Below are 17690 nucleotides of genomic sequence, written 5' to 3' on the forward strand. Positions count from 1 at the left end.
ATCTCCAAGCTCGAGCCGAGAGAGGCGCTAGCTTCATAGATTGGAAGATAGAAATCTTTGCCCTGCCAAAGCAGCGCGTTGAAAAGCACTCTAGCGGTTCGACCATTCCCATCCTGAAGTGGGTGGCAGTTAAGCAGGCCGACATAGAACCAAGTCGCGCGTACGAAGGGCGACCAGCCTCTGTCACGGTCACATGCAGCCAGCCAGTCAAGCCTCCTGGCAAGCAGTGGGTGTGGCATGTAGCCCCAGCGATTTCCCGCCTCATCGGCCGACGTGACGTTGGGGCCACAGCGCAGCTCGCCATCCACGCCAAGGCGGCCCGCGATGAGCTTGATAGCCGACTGCAGAGCAGCTGGCGCCGAAGTATCCAAAAGTGCCCTGCACTGATCAGCCACCTCGCAGAGCACTTCATGCTCGACACGCGAAGTGTGACAGCGTCTGAGACCTTCCCGGTGCGTCACATGTTCTGAGAGTGGATGGACGAGCTTAGATTGGTGTGCAGCCCAGAAGTGCAGGATCCCGTGGCATAGATCATCCGTGCTGACGACTGACCTCTGTTGCTGAAGTGCCGATCGCTTCGCCTCAATTGCGACAATCTCTCGAGCATGGCTAGCGACTCCCGCAACGAACGCGCTGTACGACACTGGCGAGACCAGATGGATCGCCATAGATTTCCTTGACTTTCATTCGGCACATGACGAACATTCCAGCCCGACCTTACAGGCCGGCTTAGTTCTAGATCAAGCGTAAGGAGATCGGATGTCGAATGGAATTCGCGTGCCCAGCTTCGGATGGGATACCTTTGCCGCCGCGTGCGCTCTCGCATGCTCGCTGGGCATCGTGCTGACTGCGCAGGCACATCAATCCGCCGAACTTGAGCCCTCTCCGTTGGCTGTCGAGGATCTGATTCAGTTCCAGCAACGACCTGATGACGCCAGCATCTTGCGCACGTTCGAGGTGACCGCGAACAGGATTGGCACCACCGGCAACGTGCGGTTCTCTGAACTTGAACCGAGGTCCGACTCCGCCATGGGTCCTGCTGTACTTATCCGCGATCGATTCTCGGGAAGCGTAAGACAGTTGACAGTGACGCAGAAAGCGACCATAGATGATGCGCACTGCTTGAAGCTGGCCGAGGTCAGTCATGCACTCGGTCTGTTTGTGCAACCGCCAGAACCGACTCCGGTATGGAAGACCGAAGGACAGCGGAAGCACGCTTTTCATGAGAATTCTCAAGTGAGCATCGATGCTATCGGCAGAGCTCCTGGAAGCGATTGCCTGGGAAGCGTTGTCTTCAAGTACAAGAACTAGCCGACAGCTGTTGAGGCGAGTCGAGGCGCACGCCCATCACCGCGCATGATGAATCCCTCTTGATGACTTCTAGTCATCGCACCTGACCAGGTGGACCTCTGTCAGAGAAGCCCGCTCTTGATCAGCGTGCGCATGGGAACGTGCAGGGCACGCGCCAAAGACCTGATCAGGCGTCAGTACGGAACCTCTACGTCTAGCAGTAAGGATCGCTTTCGCTCAGCGACCCGATAACAGGCGCGTGGCGATGAACTCCGCCGACGCACTTCGTATGGCGCGCCCAGAAGATGGAACGAGCAAGCAGCAATGTCACGGCAACACTTCCAGTATCAAAGTGAGCATTCCGAGTGTGGATTGGCCTGTGTGGCCACATGCGCCTCTCTGCTGGGAAGAGAGACAACTCTATCCTCTCTTCGAATTCGGCATCCTTCGTCCTCTCAAGGCACGAATGCGGCGGCGCTGATCTCAGCGTTCACCAGCCTCGGCATCCATGCTCGCGCGATCCGTTGCGAAGTGGAGGATCTCCAGCACATTTCGTTGCCCGCGGTACTGCATTGGAAGCTTTCACACTTCGTTGTGCTTAGTAAGTGCTCACGCGGGCGATTCCACATCTTTGATCCCGCGTCCGGCCACATGAGACTAAGTGGAACGCAGGTTTCGGAATCTTTTACCGGAGTTGCGCTCGAGCTGACTCGGCTTCCAGGCTTCGTCGCTAGCAGAAGTGATCGTCAGTTTAGCATTCGGCGGTTTGCAACAATCACGTCCGAAGTGAAGCAGTCGCTGGGGCTAGGGGCCGTCTACTCCGTGTTCCTTCAGCTCTTCCTGGTTAGCTCGCCGTTCTTCATCCAGATATCGGTAGACGAGGCAGCAACCCATACAGACACAGACCTTCTGGTTCTCCTAGGGCTTGGCTTTGCACTGCTTGCGATCTTCAACTTCATAGCTGAGGTACTTCGTTCACGAGCAATGTCGAGGGCTGCTAGCACTTTGTCGTGGAATGCATCGCGCCGACTGTTCCGGCATATGATCCTCCTTCCACTGTCGTGGTTCGAACGGAGACGCCTTGCCGACGTCTCGTCGCGATTCGACACCATGGATTCTCTCAAGCAGGCGTTAACAGGCGGCCTTGTGTCCGCTGTTATGGACGGGATTCTATCGCTTCTACTTGTGGCGACAATGTTCTTCGTCTCACCGGTGCTTGCGCTTGTTGGCAGTTCGGCCGCGGTACTCTACTTGGGCCTTTCTTGGGCTTCATCGCCGGTGCGAAACAAGCTGGGCGGGGAGGCCTTTCAGGCATCACTGCGTGAGAAGACTGCCAGGATTGAGACGATTCGTTCAATCGCATCCATCAAGTCCGCCGGCGCCGAGCTGAATCGCGAGGCGGAATGGTCGGCCCGACTTGCAGACGCAACCAACGCAGGAAATCGACTGAATTCATTGCTAGCATCCTTGTCTGCTAGCCGCACCTTGCTGGACAATCTCGCGACGGCCGGCGCTGTCTACCTAGGCGTTCATTTGCTGCTGGATCAAGCACTGACGGTTGGCGCCCTATTTGCCTTCTTTGCACTCAAGCGCCAACTGTCCGCAAGAATCCATACGTTCGTCCAGCAGATCACCGCCTTCCGCCAGACTGTCCTTCACTCAGACCGATTGGCCGATATCGTTCTAAGCGAGAGCGAGCTGATGGGTCCTGAGGCAATGGATCACCCTCCGCTTGAGGGGCGCATATACGCCCAGAATGTGTACTATCGCTACGGTCAATCGGACGAATTTTCGGTAAAAGCACTCAATATCGCCGTTCATGCAGGAGACTTCGTACTCCTCAATGGTCCGTCCGGTTGTGGCAAGAGCACCATCATGAAGCTGCTCGCTGGTTTGTATCCCCCGCAGCAAGGTGAGATCCGGTATGACGGCACGGCATTGTCTACGCCATTCTCGCGCTCCATAAGGTCGCAGATTGGCGTGGTAATGCAAGGGGACGAGCTGCTTGGAGGGAGCATCGGCGAGAACGTAGCGTTCTTCTCTGAGGATGCTGAGCCAGAGAGTATCTGGCGATGCCTGACACTGGCTGGGCTCGCGACAGAGGTCAAAGCTATGCCGCTTCAGTTGCAGACGCGCATTGGTGAGATTGGAAGCTCATTGTCTGCAGGCCAGCGTCAGCGGCTCCTGATTGCTCGTGCCCTGTACCGCCGCCCCCGCGTTCTTCTTCTTGATGAGGCGACAGCGAACGTTGATCTAGATAAAGAAAGGGAAATCTTCCTCTCGCTGCGATCGATCGGCATCACGATCATTGCCGTTACTCATCGACCACAGATCGCGAGCCTGGCGACGCTGCTTGCCACATGTGCTGGCGGCTCAATAACAAGCGTGAAGCGTGTGACGCCTGAGCAGATCATTCCAGGCCGGAAAGTGCCGTCCTTGCAGGATCAAATAGCATCTCGAGAAGTGTTCTCCGCTCCATCATAAGATCCACATCAAACTTCATTCCGTCTCCGAGCATGGATGGATCAATCGTTTGATTGCGGGACGTCTCGTGATTGGTGGACGACAGGGAGATGGTGATTGCATACATCGCCTCGGATGCATTCAGATCTCTGGGCAAGTCTGCAACGGGCGTGGGCGCCTTGGCGACTTCCCGTACTGTTCCCGAGATCGTGCCAAACTTGCGATACGGGAACGCCGAGACCTTCAAACGCGCTTCACCTCCAAGCTTCAGAAATCCGATGGCTGATGATTTCACCCATGCACGCCCAATCGCAGGCTCGTCCGTCGCAGCGATGATCATGAGTGATGCACCGGGTTGGACTGATTCGCCCAAAGATGCAATCCGACTTGATACGCGCCCATCCATTGGAGCCGTCAGTGTCTCCGCGCTACTGGCTCGCAATGAGATCTCCTTCTCATCGAACGCGGCCGTCTCAGCCGTAATCATCGACTCGGATGAAGAGACTTGGTGCTCCAACTGGCGCCTCGAGCTTTCCGACGTTCCTATCTTGGATAGCAGCTGGCCACGCTCTCGTTTGAGACCTACCAGTTGCTGCTGCTGATCCAGAAGCTCACCACGAGCGGCGCGGAACTGCAGTTCCGAGACGATCTTCTCCTTGGTGAGCTGCTCCATGGCCTCAACCGTCCGCTGCTTATCCGCGATCTGCATCTCTTTCAGAGCGACAAGCTCATTGAGGAATTCAACTTGCTCGCGGTTCTCTACCGACTCAAGCTCTACCTCAAGGATCTTCTGTCTGATGACTTCTGCCGTGTCTTCCAGTGAGTCCACGCGCGATAGCATCTGCCTACGAGCAGCTTCGAGGCTACGATTTCCAATACTTATGCCGTCAACTGTCCGGTCGTAGGAAAGGCTCAGCAGACTCTGCCCCTTCCGAACTGCCTCATTCGGCTTGACGTGTATAGCCGAAACCACGCCCTGTCGGGTCGCAGTTACGCGCTTTGTTCCCATCTCAGTAGATATCTCCCCTTGGGCGCGTTCTTTTCTTGGAAAGCGTGCTGTAGCTGCGACAGCTAGGACTGCCCCGGCCAGCAGGAGAAAGAACAAGGCGGTCGAGCGCCAGCCAAAGCCCAGGCGGTCGAGCGGAGCGTTCTGGCGGCGCTGATCATCCAGCCTGACCGCGTCGCGAAAGAGCGCGGAAGATTGCTTTGCGGGGCGGCCAACGTCCATGTGGGAATTTTCATTCGGAAGCAGAAAATTATGGCATCTGGCGGCGCCATCAGTCATCAGGCGTCTGCCCCGAACAGCCTCTGATGGCCTCGTGCGCACATCTGATCAACGTCGATGGAGAGACGATTGAACTACATTGCGAGCTGCATAGGTTCGGAAGGAGCCGCAACCTGTTCCATGTGTGCTGTTCCGATCCGGCAACGCGCCTGCTGCTCTTCACCCGGGAGCTCTCCTGCATCTCATTGGCAATACTCTGCAACTGCTTCAACGGGGCGGCCGAATCAGCTCCCGGACCACAGGAGGAATGACCATAGCTCCTGCCAAGGGTTCAGCTGTAGAGTCACCGGAAGAACTCCCAGAATGCTTGCACTACCAATGTCCGCTTCTGGCCGGAAGCCGCCGGGAAAGGCGTCCGCTTCCGGTCGCATCACGCCTTGCTTCTAGGCTGGGGCGAAGCCTGACCAACCCCTTCAACAGGAGTAGGTCATGGCAATTATTCACACACACCAGCCCCACGAGCCCTGGAACAAGGGAAAGCTGATCGGCCAGAAGGCGCCGCTCAAGCTGAAAGATATCTGGGCCATCCGGATCAGACTTCAGCTTGGCCACAAGGTTCGAGATCTAGCCCTATTCAATCTGGCAATTGACTCCAAGCTCCGCGCCTGCGACTTGGTGAAACTCCGAGTGTCCGATGTATCTCACGGCAGGCAGATGGCTTCGCGAGCTCTGGTGATGCAACAGAAGACCGGTCGCCCTGTCCAGTTCGAAATTACCCAATCAACTCGCGAGGCTGTACAGGCTTGGATCACTCATGCTGACCTGAAGGCCTCGGACTTCCTGTTCGCGAGCCGCGTGTCGGACTCGCCCCACCTTTCGACGAGGCATTACGCCAGGATTGTCCACCGCTGGGTGGAGGAAGCTGGTCTCGAGTCGGGTTCCTATGGCACGCACACGATGCGCAGGACAAAAGCTTCGTTGATCTACCGCAAGACGCGAAACCTCAGGGCTGTCCAGCTATTGCTTGGGCACACGAAGCTAGAGAGCACCGTGCGTTACCTAGGCATCGAGGTCGATGATGCCTTAGAGATTGCCGAGCAGACTGATGCCTGAGTCCATAAGGGTCGCTCCTCGCCCATCGAAGGTCGAGGAGCGGCCAAAAGCGGACGACCTCAACACACTCTGCCCGCATCCACTTGCCCCAACCCTGCACCCAGGTGCAGCAGTCGACGGGACATATGTCGGCTGCGCGACTAGCGAGAGGGTGCCCGCGGGAACAGCAACCTGGGGGTTGCGAACAGAAGCAGCCACGCACTCATGGCAGCCGCATACGCAAGTACACCACCCACCAGGAAGGTGCCGAGCAGGCTTCCGGTGAATAGTCGGTACAAGCCGCGGCCCCGGCCCGCAGCGTCTTCTCCCATGACGAGTACGATCACTGGGAGGATCATCATTCCGCTGCAGAGGATGAGCGAGAAGAGACCCAGCAGCCAGCGCCTTCCGGGTGGGTTCCAAGGCACTGGGTAGCCCGACAGAAGTCGTCGCATCCGGAGAAACAATGCTGGAATCAAGAACAAATACATCAGCGCCACATACAACCAGGTGCGGGTGTCGGCATGGACGGAGGCGAAGACCGCCTGGGGATAGGCGCTTGTTCGGTGGAGCACCTCCGCGCAAGCCGCCATGGCAGCACTCATGACCATTGCAGGCCAGAACAGCTTCGATACGTTGGACCACTGTGCATCACGCTGTTGCTGCTTTCCCTCTGTCGTTCTAGACATGAGATTCCTCCTGCTAATCTGCTCTAACGAAATCGAAACGGAGTTGGTCGGTAGAGGAATGCACGATCGCATCGATGCACGAGAAAGCCACAGAGGGCGTAACGCTGCAAGGCTGTCAGCCTCATCCGCGAGAACGCCCCCCGCCCCAGTCGTTCCCGGCACCCCAAGTCTAGCCCGTCGTGTAACAGCCGACAGGGTCCAATGGACTGCTTCTGGCCGGAAGCGGACGTTAGCCGATACTTCGCTCGATCAAACCTGCTGCTCGTTTGCTCGCGTGGACTCAATCACTCCGGCCTAACCTCCCGGCAAGCCCACTCAGCCAACCCCCGGCAAGCCAGAAACAACCCATCAACCACCCCCTCATCCAAATGCCGCTCCGGGTCCGCTGCAACCCGGCAGCGGTCTGCTGAATGCAGCACCTCCAGCACCGTCAGCAGCCCCACCAACGCGCGCTCGGTTCTTGCCAGGCTCACGCGGCGGCCGGGTGACACATCGTTCTCCGGCCAAGGCAGCCCATCAGCCCCCTCGCATCCGCGCATGCGCTTGAGAATGCCCAAGAAGGTGCTCAGGTCCGGCAGTGGCGTGTCGTCGTTGATGGGCTCAACTGCGGCGTACGAGGAGAAGGTGTCGGATTCGCTCATGGCGTCGGTTCCTTGGCTGTACTTAACAGCGCCACCGCGTAGGCGGGGTGGCGGACGGTGCGTGGCTGCAAACCGGGGATGATGTAGCGTCATAGGACCGGCGGACCCAAAGGCCCCCACGCACCGCCCGCCATAAAGGCCGACGGATTGCCCGCCGGCACCGGTTAAGGACGGTGCCGACGGGCAAGCGTAAACAACAGACGCATACATCGATTCGGGTTTGCAGACCCGGCCACCCGTTGTCGGTGGCGCGCCATGGTGTTTGCACCGTCGCTCCGAATGCCAATAGAAATTCGCGAAGAAATCGCGCGATTCGAGAGCGAAGACCTATTGTTGCACGCACCCTTCGTGCTGCACGCGACGCCACAAGACGCATTCGTGCAGATGCTCTGCTAATTACGAATCAAAGTGGCGCAATCGCCCATGCCGCAAGCGAATAGCGCGACGGCGTTCTTTGCAACAGTTCTTAGTCCGCATCCGGTGGCCACGCCGCCTGATCAGCCGCGTGGTCCGAAAATCGGTTCAAACCCGACACCGCAAGAAGGCATCGCATCCTTAGCCGACGCCGTCCTCAACCGCAGCCGCATTCCCCACCAACAGCTCAATCATCGCCCGCGCCGCCGCCGACTGCCGCCGGTGCGGCGCATAGATCACCGAGAACGGCCTTGACCGCCCCCGCAGCTGCGGCAGCACTTCCACCAGCTGCCCGCGCTGCAATCGATCACGCACGATGAACTCATAGCTCTGGCAGATACCGATGCCCTGTTCGGCCAGCGACACCACGCCCAGCACATCCTCGGAGGTCTCGATGGACGAACGCGGCAGCCAGTCCACGTCTCGCCCGTCGTCGCGGAAGATCCACGGCGCCAGCCGCCCTGTACGCGGCATCACGAAGGGCAGGCACAGGTGCTGCTGCAGATCCTCCAGCGTCTGCGGCGTGCCGCGACGCTGCAGGTAGTGCGGCGCGGCTACCAGCAGCAGTGGCGCGTCTTCCAGCTTTCGCGCCACCAGTCCGCTGTCCGGCAGCTGGCCCAGGCGGATGGCCAGGTCGAAGCCTTCGGCCACCAGGTCCACGTTGCGGTTGGTGATGTTCAGTTCCACCTGCACCTGCGGGTATTGCTGCGCAAAGCGCGCCAGCACGGGCGGCAGCCGGTAGTGGCCATAGGTGGTGGGCACGCTCAGGCGCACGCGGCCGGCCAGCGCACCGTCCTGGCCCTGTACGTCGCGCTCGGCGTCGTCCAGCAGGCCGAAGGCGGTGCGCACCTGTTCCAGATAGAGCCGCCCGGCGTCGGTCAGGCCCACGCGGCGGGTGGTCCGCTGCAGCAGCTGCCGGCCCAGCCGCGCTTCCAGGCGGGTGACCGCGCGGCTCAGCACCGAGGGCGTGGTGGACAGCGCCACCGCGCCAGCGGTGAACGAGCCGTGCTCGACCACCGCCAGGAACACCTCCACATCGCCCAGGTAGTCGAACTTGCGGCTCATTTGGCTCTCCGGGGAACAGATGTTTTGCGGCGGGGCTAATTTATCGCCGCTGGGGCGATGAATAAAGTGGCCGCCATTCCCCGATAGGAGCTCCCCATGAACCTGATGACCCGGCTGGCCGCAGCGCTGGCCCTGACCCTGGCCGCCAGCGGCGCGCATGCCGCCAACGTGCTGGTGGTGCTGTCCGACGAAAACCACCTGGACCTGAAGGACGGCAAGGTGCTGTCCACCGGCTTCTATCTCAACGAGTTGATGCAGCCGGTCAAGCTGCTGCTGGATGCGGGCCACGAGGTGACCTTCGCCACGCCGCAGGGGCGGGCGCCGACGGTGGATGCGTCCTCGGTGACGGCGGCGTACTTCGGCAACGACGCTGCGCAGCTGACGCTGCATAAGGACCTGCTGGAGAAACTGGCGCTGACCTCGCCGACCGCTTCGCCGGTAGTCAGCCTGGCGCGCGTCGAGCAGCAGGGCTACGGGCGTTTCGATGCGGTCTACATTCCCGGTGGCCACGCGCCGATGCAGGACCTGCTGAAGAGCCCGGCGCTTGGCCGGTTGCTGGCCGACTTCCACCAGCGCAACAAGACCACCGCGCTGGTCTGCCATGGGCCGATCGCGCTGCTGTCCACGCTGCCGGATGCTGGCGGTTTCGTGGCGAAGTTGGACGCAGGTGCGACGCCGGCTACGCCGAAGTGGATTTACAGCGGCTACCAGATGACAGTGATCAGCAACCAGGAAGAAGAGCAGGCCAAGCCGCTGCTGGGGGGCGGCGAGATGAAGTTCTACCCGCAGACGGCGTTGCAGCGGGCGGGTGCGAAATTCAGCAGCAATGCCACGCCGTGGACGGGGCACGTGGTGGTGGATCGTGAGCTGATTACCGGGCAGAACCCGGCTTCGGCGTTGGAGGTGGGGCAGCGGTTGGTGGAGCGGTTGAAGTAGATATCGACGGTCGAATCAGGTAGACGGGAATTGCCCATACTGCGCATGGCAGGCACCGCAGGGTCTCCTGCGGCAGGGGCGTCGCGGCGCTTTGGTGACGCAATTGGCTCGCTTGGCTGATGGGACGGTAGAGCAGTTGAGTGTAGGCATCTGGATGTTCTTGTTCCTAACCCATATTTTGAGGGTATTTCATCCTAGAGTCGGGAGGCATCGGGCGATTTGGCTCGTCAAGGTGACGATGATGGTCCGGGACGGCTGGCCGTACTTTACAGTGGCAGTATATAGGGGGGCTTTTGGCGCCGAGCATGTGGCGAAAACGCTGAATGCTTCGGTCGAAGAAATTCGCATCATTAATACGCCTGCTTCGGAGGAAGGCGGAGCGGCTTCGCCTTCACCCAGCGTAGTGGAGGACATCTCAACGCCGAGCAACTCTGGACTATTACCGCGTGCGGCATCTTTTGGCTCATTGGCTTGATAGTGATGCTGCCAACGCTTGTCCCTCATGCTGCTTAGCATTGTGGCCGGCTGACATCTGGAATCGGAATCCCCTGGCGCTTGACGTTCATGAATCACTCCGACGACTATCGGAGGTCAAGGATGTATTGGCTTTGCCGTCTCTACCGAGGGCTCCATCGTGATTGATGCTGACAGTTCAGGGGTTGGTTACCTAAAGTTGTATGGCGAGGCGGTACCCACAGGGGTAATTTCGGCCTCTGCTGCGGGAAATGTGCTGCTGGGTCTCGACGATTGCATTAAATATTTCTGCAGGAGGCAGGCTCCTGGCTTGGCCGCAGTTGACTACGAGATCCCCGTAAAGACTGCTGAAGGTTCCTGGATCGTCTGGATTCAAGAGCACGGGATGCTTGTGGCTTCCGGGGTAGTCACCATAGGTGCAGGGGCCTATGTAAAGAAGGCTGCTGAGAAGATGGCGGAAAAGGACTTCAAGGACATCGGTCTTTCAGATGTGGTGCGAAAGTCTCTAGATGCGTTCAAGAAGCTCATTGATGTGCTCAAGCACACCAAGGGAAATCGTGAGTGGGCAAGTGACCTTCACTGGCCCGGAGCGGGGGTTGTCGGAATTAAGAATGAATCCGGCGAGATCATCTATGTCCCGATTGAATACCTAAAGTGGTACATGGAAATACCATCGACGATGCTGAAGCGAATTTCATCAACGGTTCGGGAGGGGCGCTCCTTGGAAATTGGCGTTAGGAGTGGCGACGGCGGCAGTTTTGAAGCGACCACGATCACCGTTGCAGAGAAGTCATTCTTCGGCCACCAGCCGGCAGCCAATGACGATGGAGATTTGCTGTTTCCAGAGTTGGAACATGGCGATGAAGTGCGCCTGGAAGGGAGGCTTACGCGAGGCAATGAGAACGCAAACTCATTGGGGCTTGAGTATCACGGGCATGTGTTGAATTGTGTTCCGGGTGTTGGGAATATAAAGCAATACAAGCCCGCGCTCTTTCTTCATTGCGTTGTCGAGGGGACAGTGTCACGCCTCTACAAGCAATCTCACGTCGCAGAGCGACGGCCGACCATCATCGTCTCTGACATTACGCCGCTTGAGTCAGACGACCAACTTACTCTCCTGTAGTTCAGTAGAGAAGATGGAAGCCAATCTGGCACGTCTAGAACGTGTCCTGCGCACAAGCAGAGGGGATTTCAATGAGCAAACGCATTGATGACGCAGTTGACCTTTTGCACGCCATTCTTGTGGCTCACAAAGCAGCTCCATGCAATAGCTCTAGTGATGTTCGCCGGATTCGAATCCGAGCGGTTAAGGATGTTGCTGAGGCCCGCGGTGTCACTCATCAAGACATTGCGGACGTATACATCCGCAGGCTGACTCCTTACGTCAAGCAAACCAGGCACTTCGATGTGCTGGTCAGTCAATGGATAAAAGGAGACTCCATAGAGCTAAAGGCTGCGCTAGAGAAAAGCTGTTTGGATCGCGGTGACTCTAGACGAGTTGAAACATTTTTTGCAGTCAATCATCTGCCATTAGGAGATGAGGTATGACTGCGTTCTTGGCAATCTGGGGTGCATTGCTGTCCTCACTCATGGCCGGATTTGAAGTGTTCCGCTTCATCAATCGCGCCCGGCTCCGAGCAATGGTTCAAGATGGATTTCTGATTTTTACGCCAGGGCAACGAAATGATGGCGTATTGCATCTTAGTTTTACCGTCAAGAACATTGGTAGTCAGGCAACAACACTGGAGAGTGTTGGGGTATATGGCTTCACTCGGATGCCTTGGAAATGGCGAAGACCCTCTCGCAGGTTTGAACGGACCAAAGCTGCAGTCCTCACCGTTGAACCGATTCCATTTGTTCTACAGCCTGGACACAAGTGGAGTGCTCACCTGCCACAACAGCTAGTTCAAGAGGCATTTGCGGTATGTGACCGTGTGTCGTTCGTCATCAATCACAGCATGGCGAGAACAGAAATTCTTTTGCCGCATGTCTTTAAGCACAAGCAGGGCGATGATGACTAAAGCAGAACGCCCTGGCCATCTTGACGGATGACCGGGGTGAGCTACTTTGAAGGGAAGGTTCGTGGGTGAGCGAAACCCAAGGACGAGCTAAGGCAGGAATCAGCTACCGAGGCCAGGCGGTGGCCTCATGGTGGGGTTCACCTCCGTTTTCCCGGACATCTACAAGAAGGCCGAAAGAAGGCCGATTCAGGCCTTGAGGAGTATTCATGTCAGTACGTAGGAAGTTCAGTGCCATCAAGCGAGGCCACAATCCAAGGATGCGGCAATGGGTCGTCAGGCAGGATCAGAGGGTTGCCGCTCTTCTAGAACCGTCCGTGATACCGGGGTAGAGCCCAGTAAGCGCGTTCTGCATCGCATGCAGTGCCGTGGCACCATGACGCACTGGCTTCCTCCTTCTGGGCGAGGCCGGTTTCTGGGAAGCCATTCACTAAGACATGCGAACGTCCGTCCTCTTCATTCTCTCCGCGCTGTGCCTGACCCTGTTGTCTGGCTGCGCCAGTGGGCCGGAGTATCACCATTACAGTCGCGAGATCACCAGCGCGTTCGTGGCCGACGACGGCAAGCTGTATCTGCTGCCTGTCTATGACGAGCCAATGCGCTTCGATGCGGCGCCGTTCCGTGATTACCGCGCCTTGATGGACAGCCCGCTGCGCGAGGCCGTGGCGTGCGCGCAGATGTACATCCGTGAGGACTGGCGCGTTCCGGCCGACAGGACCAAGGTGCATGGCAGCTACGCGCTGCTGCTGCGACCAGAGCAGGTGACGCCGGAACAGGCGGCGCAGTTCAAGCTGGAGCGGTTGGAGATCAGCCCGCGGGTGGCGAAGGCCATCGACGAGTTGACACGCCGGCCGTACATCCTTGAAGCCCGGACCCGCTACGAGCTGGCGGCCGACCCGGACTGCAATCTTTCCAGGAAGGGCGGCAGCTATTACAGCGCGCTGTTCGAGGGTGATGGCGAGCGGGTGCAATTGCCGGACGCTGCTGCGCTGGCCGCGAAGGCGAAGTTGCCGCAGTCGATTACCGCGCGGGCTGAGCGGATCCAGCCGGAGGAGGCGGATAAGCCAGGGACGGGTACGGCGGCCGGTAAGGTGCTGGGCGCGGCGCTGATACCTGTGGCGGTTCCGGTGTTTGTGTTGAGCCTGCCGTTCCTGGGGCCGGATCATTGGAAGTGATGGGGCGTTGAGGGAGAGCCATCCACGCGTGGCGTGGATCTACTTGGGCATCGCCAATGCCTGAACGTTCATCCTGGAGATCTGTGTGCCAAGCACATTGGAAACTGTGTTGAAGACCGTAGGCTTGATTGTCCTTGCGGTGCTTCCGTTGTTGACCATCTGGTTCATCCAGCGGCGAAGGACCCAGAGAGCCCGTTCCGCGTTGGAATCTGGGCTGCGCTTGAACCCGGCTCGCCGGATTTCCGGTACGTCCATGACCTTGGTGATGGTTAATGGGAAAGAGGATCGAGAGCACTACTTCTTTGATACAGATACCTTCTATCTGCAGCGGGGCCCAGTGCCCACGGCGGTGCCGCTCTCGCAGATCACCTCCGTCACCCGAACCTCCGATGTCATCTACGAGCGTTATGTCTGGCAGGTGTGCTTCAGCAAAGCAGCGGGCAGAAGGTGCGTAACGTTCACCAACAACCTGACGCTGTTCAACCGCGACTTCCTGCTCTTCTTGGAGGCGGTGCGGAAAGCTAATCCGCTAGCGACGGTCGATCGAGCGGGCCTGCGCTTCTAATCGCGCGGCGACATCAGCGGCGCCGATTGGTAAACAGAGGGACTAGGTGGATGGTTGTCGTAGATGATTTCGCACGTGTCTCACCCACTCAGCCCATGCTGGCGGCGCGGATCTGGATATCCTGCTGCACGCGCTGATCTTCCAGCTGCTGCTCAAGTTGGTTGGCAATGGCGCGCTGCTGCGCCTCGCGGCTGACCGCGTCGAACTGCTGCATTGATTCTTCAACCGAGGTCTGTGCGGCCAGCTCGGTGGGCATTGCGGCGCGCTGGTGTGCGGGGTCGCTGGGCTCGCCCTGGACCACAAACAGGGTGTGACCGGTGGGCTTGTCGGCTGTGGCGTTGCTCAGCAGCACGTGGTCGACACGGTCCAGGTCGTTGTCTTTGGCCAGCACCAGCAGGCTGGCGGTCATGCGCTCGCTGGCTTCGTCGAAGGTGCGGCCGTGCTTGGCGTCCAACCTTGCCACGCCTTCTCGTACCTGTTGGTAGAGGGCGTGATCGGGATGCTCGGGCTGGGTCGGCAGCAGGGGAGCGGGCGGTGCTTCAGGCTGTTGAAAGGCCATTGCGCTGGACGGCGGGGTGGGCTGCACGTCCATTGGCAATGGCGTGTAAGGACGCTCGTGCTCCGAGACCTTGGGCGCGGCGTCTGTTGCCGGCGGGGGCGCAGCCGGCTCGACTGCGGCGCGGTTAGCTGGAATTTCTGACTCGGGCTGGATCGGCGCCGGCTTTGCGTCGTTTTCGTGGAGGCGAGCAGTCACTGGCGCGGCGTCGGCCACTTCGGTCTGGTTCGCTGGGGCCAGGGAGTGGGCGTGAGTCGCAACTGGATCCTGCGCGGGAGCGTGGCGCTCAACACCGGAAGCAGGCAGCGCCCTCGCCTCGGGCTGGGCGCGAGATTGCTCAGCCGCGGGAATGGAGGGTGATGGCGCGGGCGCAGACGGCGTCTGCTGCGCAGGAGAGTCTGCATCCGTGCGCACTTTCTGCTCGCTCGAATCTTCCTGCGTTGGGGGCGCTTTAGCTGCAGTTGGCTCGGGACGTGGCCCTTCCGGGCGCGCCGGTTCCTGTGCCGGCTCGGCACGAACCGACGGCGTCGGTGCTGCAGGCGCGGGAGTGCGGTGCTCCTGCACCAGGGGTGGTGCGCTGGGCGCCGGCGCAGCTCGCTCCTCGGCGTGCGCATCGACTACTGCCTGCGGCGTCAGGCGCTCATCGGCGTGTTCGCCGCGCACCTCGGCTACCGCTGCGGCGGCCAGTTGCTGCGCCTGGGGAGCCGCGACGCCCAGCCGGTTCGCTTCCTGCGTGGCCTGATCGTAGGCATCGCGCTCGTTTGCGGTCAGGGCTTCAATACGTCGCTCATGGGAGCCGGGTGTGGGAGCCTCCTGCTGCTGGATCGCCCGGATCTGCGGGTAGGTGCCATTCAACTCGTCGCGGATGTTGCCCTCGGCCAGCGAATCGTAGATCCAACCGTCATGCAGCCATTCGCCATCGTGCTGGCGCTGATAGGTGCGCCCATCGGATGCCAGAACGTGATCGGAATGGTTCCGGGCGAAGACCACATCCTCCGGAATCTCGCCGTACTGGGACCAGCCTTGCGTGGTGTATACCTGCTCGTACTGCTTGGCGAAGGCGGCTGAACTACGGGCGGCGTTGAAGGCCATGATGCCTTGAGCGGTCTCATCGAGATGGGCCGCCTTGGCGGCATCGGCCACTTCCACCGTCGTGTTCTTGATGCCGTGCTCAAGGACTTGATGGACGACCTCACGTCGCCATTCGCCGGTTTCCGGACTGCGCTCCCAGGAGCGCGGCAGTGCGCTGGGTGTGTCGGTGGCGTCGCCGGCAATGCTGAAAGGATTTATCGGTTGATCAGGCTCCCGCATCCGCAGGCCAACGGCCAAGCTTGAGGCTTGGTAGTTCAGTTGCTGGGTCAATTCGGCATCGGCCGTCAGCAGCGTAGCCGGGCCGTAGATCGGGCGATCGGCCAAGGTGCCGACGGTGCCTATGATTTCCCGCTCGCTGTGCGTCCATCCCTTCTCAGGATGCGCGGGATCAAACGTCCAGACTCTGCCGGAGCCGTCGCCCTGATTGTTGATCTTGTACTTCTCGACCCATTCGACAACTTCGCTGGCACCCCACGCACCCAGTCCGGCACCGATAATGCCGGTGACAATCGCGCCGGGGCCGGACTCGATGCCCAGCAGCGTGCCCGCCTTGGCGCCCAGCGCTGCCCCGGTCCAGCCGCCGACACTGCGCGCACCGAAGTCCAATATCGCAGCTTCCGCTCCTGTGCGGTTGTCGCGCGCGTACAGGTCGGCAATCTTTGTCCCTTCCGTGGCTGCTTCAACAACAGTTGCTGCGGCACCGCCGATGACGGCGCCCCGCACCATGTTTGGACGGACGCGGATGGTGTGGTCAATGGTTTGCGCTTGGCGGATGTTGGACGCATTGGCTTCAACAACCTTGAGTGCCGTGCGCTCATCGAAAACGGCTGCCGCTGTTGGCGGACTGACCTTGTCGTTGTGGGGCAGGGTGTTCGCAAGTTCGGCGTGCCAGCGCCCTTGTGCTCGCCAGCCATCGCGCAATGATTGGGTGATTCGAGGTTCTTTCAGTCGAGCTTCGCGTTCGGCTTCCAGTGCTGCGCCCGGTAGGCGGGTGTCGCTATGGCTGTCGTAGACCTGCGCGCCTTCGCGTCCGTAGAGCCGAATCTGGATGCCGGTCTCGGCCTGGACCTTGTCCAGATTGCCGGGCAAGGCTTCGTAGACGTGTTTGCGCACGTCTTCGGGGACGTAGCGGCCGAAGCCAGTGCGATCCATGGATTTGGTAAAGCGACCTTCGACGCCCAGCTCGCTTTCCAGTCGGTGTGCGACGACGCCTCGAATCTCAACATCGTAGCCCTTGGCCTGAAGGTCCTTTATCAGTTTGATTGCGCTATCACCGTTGCCCAGTGTGGTATCGAGGATGAGATTCCTACGACCCTCAACTGCCGCGGAGCGCAATTCTTTGGCCCATTGGCTGGCGTCCTCGTGGGTATGACCGGCCCAGGTGTATGGGTGCCGCTCATACAGTCGCTCTACGCCTGGATATGCATCGCGTAGTTCGTCGGGATCCACGACAACTACATTTCCGCCAAGTTCCGCTTTGCCGAAGTCCTTAAGTGTGCTTTTTCCTGAGCCAGGCTGTCCTGCGAGGAGGATGGCCCTCGGTGTTGTCTGTGAGGTGTGGTGACTCAAGCCACTCTCCGGAATGATCTTTTCCCGAAGAGCCGACTGGTGCACATCTGCTGGCAATTGACCATCCATGGAGGCCATCAGCGTTACCTCATACTGGCTTCAAAGTAGGCGCGCAGCTCACTGAGATTCGCTAGGCCAATGTTGCTGGACCTGGCAAATGACATCAGTCGTTCCTTTTCTTTGGCTCGTTCGATGGCTTGCGGATCGCCTGATGCCACAGCGGCATCAATTTCAGCGCGCGCTTCACTCTTGAATGCACTAAGACAGTCCTCCAACAGCCAGACTGCGGCCTCAAAGGGGGGGGCGTAACTCTGCCGCCCGTCGCTCACTGAAATGAGAGCCCTCTGCAGTTGTTCGATGTGATCCGGATAGTCCTTGAGCAACTCAAGGAGCTTTGCCGGTACCGGGGGAGGGGAATGAGGCATG

General features: G+C 59.5%; 15 protein-coding genes. 9 read left to right on the forward strand and 6 right to left on the reverse strand.

The genetic code is table 11. The features are described 5' to 3' along the window. Window positions 1-759: 759 nt before the first annotated feature. Window positions 760-1311, forward strand: coding sequence for a hypothetical protein (locus CLM74_RS09475; protein ID WP_105163912.1), 552 nt, complete (start codon window positions 760-762; stop codon window positions 1309-1311). Between the two features lie 630 nt (window positions 1312-1941). Further along, complete coding sequence (locus CLM74_RS09480; RefSeq protein ID WP_234003469.1) at window positions 1942-3774, forward strand: peptidase domain-containing ABC transporter; 1833 nt, start codon at window positions 1942-1944, stop codon at window positions 3772-3774. Here the strand turns inward: CLM74_RS09480 and CLM74_RS09485 are convergent. Next, on the reverse strand, window positions 3701-4981 hold the full coding sequence (locus tag CLM74_RS09485; protein WP_158684126.1) for an HlyD family efflux transporter periplasmic adaptor subunit: 1281 nt from the start codon (window positions 4979-4981) through the stop codon (window positions 3701-3703). The genes CLM74_RS09480 and CLM74_RS09485 overlap by 74 nt on opposite strands. 486 nt (window positions 4982-5467) lie before the next feature. On the opposite strand from CLM74_RS09485, the gene CLM74_RS09490 reads away from it, so the two are divergent. Then, on the forward strand, window positions 5468-6091 hold the full coding sequence (locus CLM74_RS09490) for a tyrosine-type recombinase/integrase (protein ID WP_105163915.1): 624 nt from the start codon (window positions 5468-5470) through the stop codon (window positions 6089-6091). Between the two features lie 140 nt (window positions 6092-6231). Here the strand turns inward: CLM74_RS09490 and CLM74_RS09495 are convergent, their stop codons facing one another. From CLM74_RS09495 to CLM74_RS09505, 3 genes are all read right to left on the reverse strand, one after another. After that, entirely contained in the window at window positions 6232-6759 is a 528-nt protein-coding gene (locus CLM74_RS09495) for a transporter (protein ID WP_105163916.1), read from the reverse strand. Between the two features lie 284 nt (window positions 6760-7043). After that, window positions 7044-7400, reverse strand: a complete 357-nt coding sequence (locus tag CLM74_RS09500; RefSeq protein ID WP_105163917.1) for a hypothetical protein — start codon at window positions 7398-7400, stop codon at window positions 7044-7046. A gap of 555 nt (window positions 7401-7955) precedes the next feature. Continuing rightward, window positions 7956-8879 carry a LysR family transcriptional regulator gene (locus CLM74_RS09505; RefSeq protein ID WP_105163918.1) on the reverse strand — a complete coding sequence of 308 codons (924 nt, stop codon included), beginning with the start codon at window positions 8877-8879 and terminating at the stop codon, window positions 7956-7958. A 96-nt stretch (window positions 8880-8975) separates the two neighbouring features. Here CLM74_RS09505 and CLM74_RS09510 point away from each other — a divergent pair, with 96 nt between their 5' ends. The 6 genes from CLM74_RS09510 to CLM74_RS09525 all read left to right on the forward strand — a co-directional run bounded on the left by CLM74_RS09510 (window position 8976) and on the right by CLM74_RS09525 (window position 14047). Then, window positions 8976-9815 (forward strand): type 1 glutamine amidotransferase domain-containing protein, encoded by an 840-nt coding sequence (locus CLM74_RS09510; RefSeq protein WP_105163919.1) that lies wholly within the window; start codon window positions 8976-8978, stop codon window positions 9813-9815. Window positions 9816-10449: 634 nt separating this feature from the next. After that, the gene (locus tag CLM74_RS09515) at window positions 10450-11412 is read left to right on the forward strand and encodes a hypothetical protein (RefSeq protein WP_158684127.1); all 963 of its coding nucleotides are present in this window, start codon (window positions 10450-10452) and stop codon (window positions 11410-11412) included. A 71-nt stretch (window positions 11413-11483) separates the two neighbouring features. Beyond that, complete coding sequence (locus CLM74_RS21505; protein ID WP_158684128.1) at window positions 11484-11837, forward strand: hypothetical protein; 354 nt, start codon at window positions 11484-11486, stop codon at window positions 11835-11837. Further along, window positions 11834-12310 (forward strand): hypothetical protein, encoded by a 477-nt coding sequence (locus CLM74_RS21510; RefSeq protein ID WP_158684129.1) that lies wholly within the window; start codon window positions 11834-11836, stop codon window positions 12308-12310. The genes CLM74_RS21505 and CLM74_RS21510 overlap by 4 nt, the downstream gene beginning before the upstream one ends. 434 nt (window positions 12311-12744) lie before the next feature. Then, window positions 12745-13482 carry a hypothetical protein gene (locus CLM74_RS09520; protein ID WP_105163921.1) on the forward strand — a complete coding sequence of 246 codons (738 nt, stop codon included), beginning with the start codon at window positions 12745-12747 and terminating at the stop codon, window positions 13480-13482. A 106-nt stretch (window positions 13483-13588) separates the two neighbouring features. Then, entirely contained in the window at window positions 13589-14047 is a 459-nt protein-coding gene (locus CLM74_RS09525) for a hypothetical protein (protein WP_234003470.1), read from the forward strand. A gap of 88 nt (window positions 14048-14135) precedes the next feature. Here the strand turns inward: CLM74_RS09525 and CLM74_RS09530 are convergent, their stop codons facing one another. Both CLM74_RS09530 and CLM74_RS09535 read right to left on the reverse strand, forming a co-directional pair. After that, window positions 14136-17342 (reverse strand): zeta toxin family protein, encoded by a 3207-nt coding sequence (locus tag CLM74_RS09530; RefSeq protein WP_105163922.1) that lies wholly within the window; start codon window positions 17340-17342, stop codon window positions 14136-14138. Window positions 17343-17347: 5 nt separating this feature from the next. Then, window positions 17348-17689, reverse strand: a complete 342-nt coding sequence (locus tag CLM74_RS09535; RefSeq protein ID WP_230112325.1) for a hypothetical protein — start codon at window positions 17687-17689, stop codon at window positions 17348-17350. Window position 17690: the final 1 nt, after the last annotated feature.

The sequence above is a fragment of the Stenotrophomonas sp. MYb57 genome (genome assembly GCF_002966815.1).
Lineage (GTDB): Bacteria > Pseudomonadota > Gammaproteobacteria > Xanthomonadales > Xanthomonadaceae > Stenotrophomonas > Stenotrophomonas indicatrix.

What these genes read in the sequence shown, in the direction of transcription:
- CLM74_RS09510 (WP_105163919.1), top strand. Translation starts at nt 8,976, where the DNA reads ATGAACCTGATGACCCGGCTGGCCGCAGCGCTGGCCCTGACCCTGGCC.
- CLM74_RS09490 (WP_105163915.1), top strand. Translation starts at nt 5,468, where the DNA reads ATGGCAATTATTCACACACACCAGCCCCACGAGCCCTGGAACAAGGGA.
- CLM74_RS09505 (WP_105163918.1), bottom strand. Translation starts at nt 8,879, where the DNA reads ATGAGCCGCAAGTTCGACTACCTGGGCGATGTGGAGGTGTTCCTGGCG.
- CLM74_RS09530 (WP_105163922.1), bottom strand. Translation starts at nt 17,342, where the DNA reads ATGGCCTCCATGGATGGTCAATTGCCAGCAGATGTGCACCAGTCGGCT.
- CLM74_RS09535 (WP_230112325.1), bottom strand. Translation starts at nt 17,689, where the DNA reads ATGCCTCATTCCCCTCCCCCGGTACCGGCAAAGCTCCTTGAGTTGCTC.
- CLM74_RS09520 (WP_105163921.1), top strand. Translation starts at nt 12,745, where the DNA reads ATGCGAACGTCCGTCCTCTTCATTCTCTCCGCGCTGTGCCTGACCCTG.
- CLM74_RS09495 (WP_105163916.1), bottom strand. Translation starts at nt 6,759, where the DNA reads ATGTCTAGAACGACAGAGGGAAAGCAGCAACAGCGTGATGCACAGTGG.
- CLM74_RS09500 (WP_105163917.1), bottom strand. Translation starts at nt 7,400, where the DNA reads ATGAGCGAATCCGACACCTTCTCCTCGTACGCCGCAGTTGAGCCCATC.
- CLM74_RS09475 (WP_105163912.1), top strand. Translation starts at nt 760, where the DNA reads ATGTCGAATGGAATTCGCGTGCCCAGCTTCGGATGGGATACCTTTGCC.
- CLM74_RS21510 (WP_158684129.1), top strand. Translation starts at nt 11,834, where the DNA reads ATGACTGCGTTCTTGGCAATCTGGGGTGCATTGCTGTCCTCACTCATG.
- CLM74_RS21505 (WP_158684128.1), top strand. Translation starts at nt 11,484, where the DNA reads ATGAGCAAACGCATTGATGACGCAGTTGACCTTTTGCACGCCATTCTT.
- CLM74_RS09480 (WP_234003469.1), top strand. Translation starts at nt 1,942, where the DNA reads ATGAGACTAAGTGGAACGCAGGTTTCGGAATCTTTTACCGGAGTTGCG.
- CLM74_RS09485 (WP_158684126.1), bottom strand. Translation starts at nt 4,981, where the DNA reads ATGGACGTTGGCCGCCCCGCAAAGCAATCTTCCGCGCTCTTTCGCGAC.